The organism is Mycolicibacterium austroafricanum (genome assembly GCF_000612725.1).
Lineage (GTDB): Bacteria > Actinomycetota > Actinomycetes > Mycobacteriales > Mycobacteriaceae > Mycobacterium > Mycobacterium austroafricanum.
Window position 1 is genome coordinate 77,323 of the sequence record NZ_HG964453.1, and the last position, 3,219, is coordinate 80,541.

The window sequence follows — 3,219 nt, forward strand, 5'->3', positions numbered from 1 at the left end:
ATTTTTTTGGTTTTGTGTTGTAAGTGTTTAAGGGCGCATGGTGGATGCCTTGGCACTGGGAGCCGATGAAGGACGTGGGAGGCTGCGATATGCCTCGGGGAGCTGTCAACCGAGCGTGGATCCGAGGATGTCCGAATGGGGAAACCCGGCACGAGTGATGTCGTGTCACCCAACGCTGAATATATAGGCGTTGGGGGGGAACGCGGGGAAGTGAAACATCTCAGTACCCGTAGGAAGAGAAAACAAAAGTGATTCCGTGAGTAGTGGCGAGCGAAAGCGGAGGATGGCTAAACCGTGTGCATGTGATACCCGGCGGGGGTTGTGTGTGCGGTGTTGTGGGGCGTTTCTTCTCTCATCCGCCGATGAGGGCAGGAGTGATCAACCGTTGGGTTAGTTGAAGTGGCCTGGGATGGTCTGTCGTAGAGGGTGAGAGCCCCGTAGACGAAAACTCAACGGCTTCTGTGAAATGTTTCCCCGAGTAGCAGCGGGCCCGTGGAATCTGCTGTGAATCTGCCGGGACCACCCGGTAAGCCTGAATACTTCCCAGTGACCGATAGCGGATTAGTACCGTGAGGGAATGGTGAAAAGTACCCCGGGAGGGGAGTGAAATAGTACCTGAAACCGTGCGCTTACAATCCGTCAGAGCCCTCCTTCGTGGTGGGGTGATGGCGTGCCTTTTGAAGAATGAGCCTGCGAGTCAGGGACATGTCGCGAGGTTAACCCGGGTGGGGTAGCCGTAGCGAAAGCGAGTCTGAATAGGGCGTATCCAATCCGTAGGGGTTGGTGTAGTGGTGTGTTCTGGACCCGAAGCGGAGTGATCTACCCATGGCCAGGGTGAAGCGCGGGTAAGACCGCGTGGAGGCCCGAACCCACTTAGGTTGAAGACTGAGGGGATGAGTTGTGGGTAGGGGTGAAAGGCCAATCAAACTCCGTGATAGCTGGTTCTCCCCGAAATGCATTTAGGTGCAGCGTCGCAGTGTTCGTGTCGGAGGTAGAGCTACTGGATGGCCGATGGGCCTCACAAGGTTACTGACGTCAGCCAAACTCCGAATGCCGACACGGTGTAATGCGGCAGTGAGACGGCGGGGGATAAGCTCCGTGCGTCGAGAGGGAAACAGCCCAGATCGCCGGCTAAGGCCCCTAAGCGTGTGCTAAGTGGAAAAGGATGTGCAGTCGCGAAGACAACCAGGAGGTTGGCTTAGAAGCAGCCACCCTTGAAAGAGTGCGTAATAGCTCACTGGTCAAGTGATTGTGCGCCGATAATGTAGCGGGGCTCAAGCACACCGCCGAAGCCGCGGCAGCACACTGTGTGTGCTGGGTAGGGGAGCGTCCTGCATCCGGTGAAGCAGCCTAGTGATGGAGCTGTGGAGGGTGTGGGAGTGAGAATGCAGGCATGAGTAGCGATAAGGCAAGTGAGAACCTTGCCCGCCGGAAGACCAAGGGTTCCTGGGCCAGGCCAGTCCGCCCAGGGTGAGTCGGGACCTAAGGCGAGGCCGACAGGCGTAGTCGATGGACAACGGGTTGATATTCCCGTACCCGTGTGTGAGCGTCCCTGATGAATCCATTTTGCTAACCGCCCAAATGGTGGTCCACCAATCCCTTCGGGGTGCGGGGATCACCGGCTGCGCGGGACCCAGGTGGGTAGTAGTCAAGCGATGGGGTGACGCAGGAAGGTAGCCGTACCAGTCAGTGGTAATACTGGGGTAAGCCTGTAGGGAGTCAGATAGGTAAATCCGTCTGGCATATATCCTGAGAGGTGATGCATAGCCGATTGAGGCGAATTCGGTGATCCTATGCTGTCGAGAAAAGCCTCTAGCGAGCGCACACACGGCCCGTACCCCAAACCAACACAGGTGGTCAGGTAGAGAATACCGAGGCGTACGAGTGAACTATGGTTAAGGAACTCGGCAAAATGCCCCCGTAACTTCGGGAGAAGGGGGACCCACACACCGTCAACACCCTCGCGGTGGGTAGCGGTAGTGGGTGGCACAAACCAGTGAGAAGCGACTGTTTACTAAAAACACAGGTCCGTGCGAAGTCGCAAGACGATGTATACGGACTGACGCCTGCCCGGTGCTGGAAGGTTAAGAGGACCCGTTAACCCTTCGGGGTGAAGCGGAGAATTTAAGCCCCAGTAAACGGCGGTGGTAACTATAACCATCCTAAGGTAGCGAAATTCCTTGTCGGGTAAGTTCCGACCTGCACGAATGGCGTAACGACTTCTCAACTGTCTCAACCATAGACTCGGCGAAATTGCATTACGAGTAAAGATGCTCGTTACGCGCGGCAGGACGAAAAGACCCCGGGACCTTCACTACAACTTGGTATTGGTGCTCGATACGGTTTGTGTAGGATAGGTGGGAGACTGTGAAGCTCACACGCCAGTGTGGGTGGAGTCGTTGTTGAAATACCACTCTGATCGTATTGGGCCTCTAACCTCGAACCGTATATCCGGTTCAGGGACAGTGCCTGGTGGGTAGTTTAACTGGGGCGGTTGCCTCCTAAAATGTAACGGAGGCGCCCAAAGGTTCCCTCAACCTGGACGGCAATCAGGTGTTGAGTGTAAGTGCACAAGGGAGCTTGACTGCGAGACGGACATGTCGAGCAGGGACGAAAGTCGGGACTAGTGATCCGGCACCTCTGAGTGGAAGGGGTGTCGCTCAACGGATAAAAGGTACCCCGGGGATAACAGGCTGATCTTCCCCAAGAGTCCATATCGACGGGATGGTTTGGCACCTCGATGTCGGCTCGTCGCATCCTGGGGCTGGAGCAGGTCCCAAGGGTTGGGCTGTTCGCCCATTAAAGCGGCACGCGAGCTGGGTTTAGAACGTCGTGAGACAGTTCGGTCTCTATCCGCCGCGCGCGTCAGAAGCTTGAGGAAACCTGTCCCTAGTACGAGAGGACCGGGACGGACGAACCTCTGGTCTACCAGTTGTCCCACCAGGGGCACTGCTGGATAGCTACGTTCGGACAGGATAACCGCTGAAAGCATCTAAGCGGGAAACCTTCTCCAAGACCAGGCTTCTCACCCATTAAGTGGGATAAGGCCCCCCGCAGACCACGGGATCGATAGACCAGACCTAGAAACCCAGCAATGGGCGCAGGGAACTGGCACTAACCGGCCGAAAACTTACAACAACAACAAAACCTCGCAACCACAACCACAGACACCACAACCCGGGAAACCCGGTTGGGCGTCACCACACCCCACCACCAAAA

At 56.3% G+C, this 3,219-nt stretch carries 1 rRNA gene; it reads left to right on the top strand.

Annotated elements, in window-relative coordinates:
* The first annotated feature begins 17 nt into the window (after window positions 1-17).
* Window positions 18-3,138, top strand: a 23S ribosomal RNA gene (locus tag BN976_RS14235).
* Window positions 3,139-3,219: the final 81 nt, after the last annotated feature.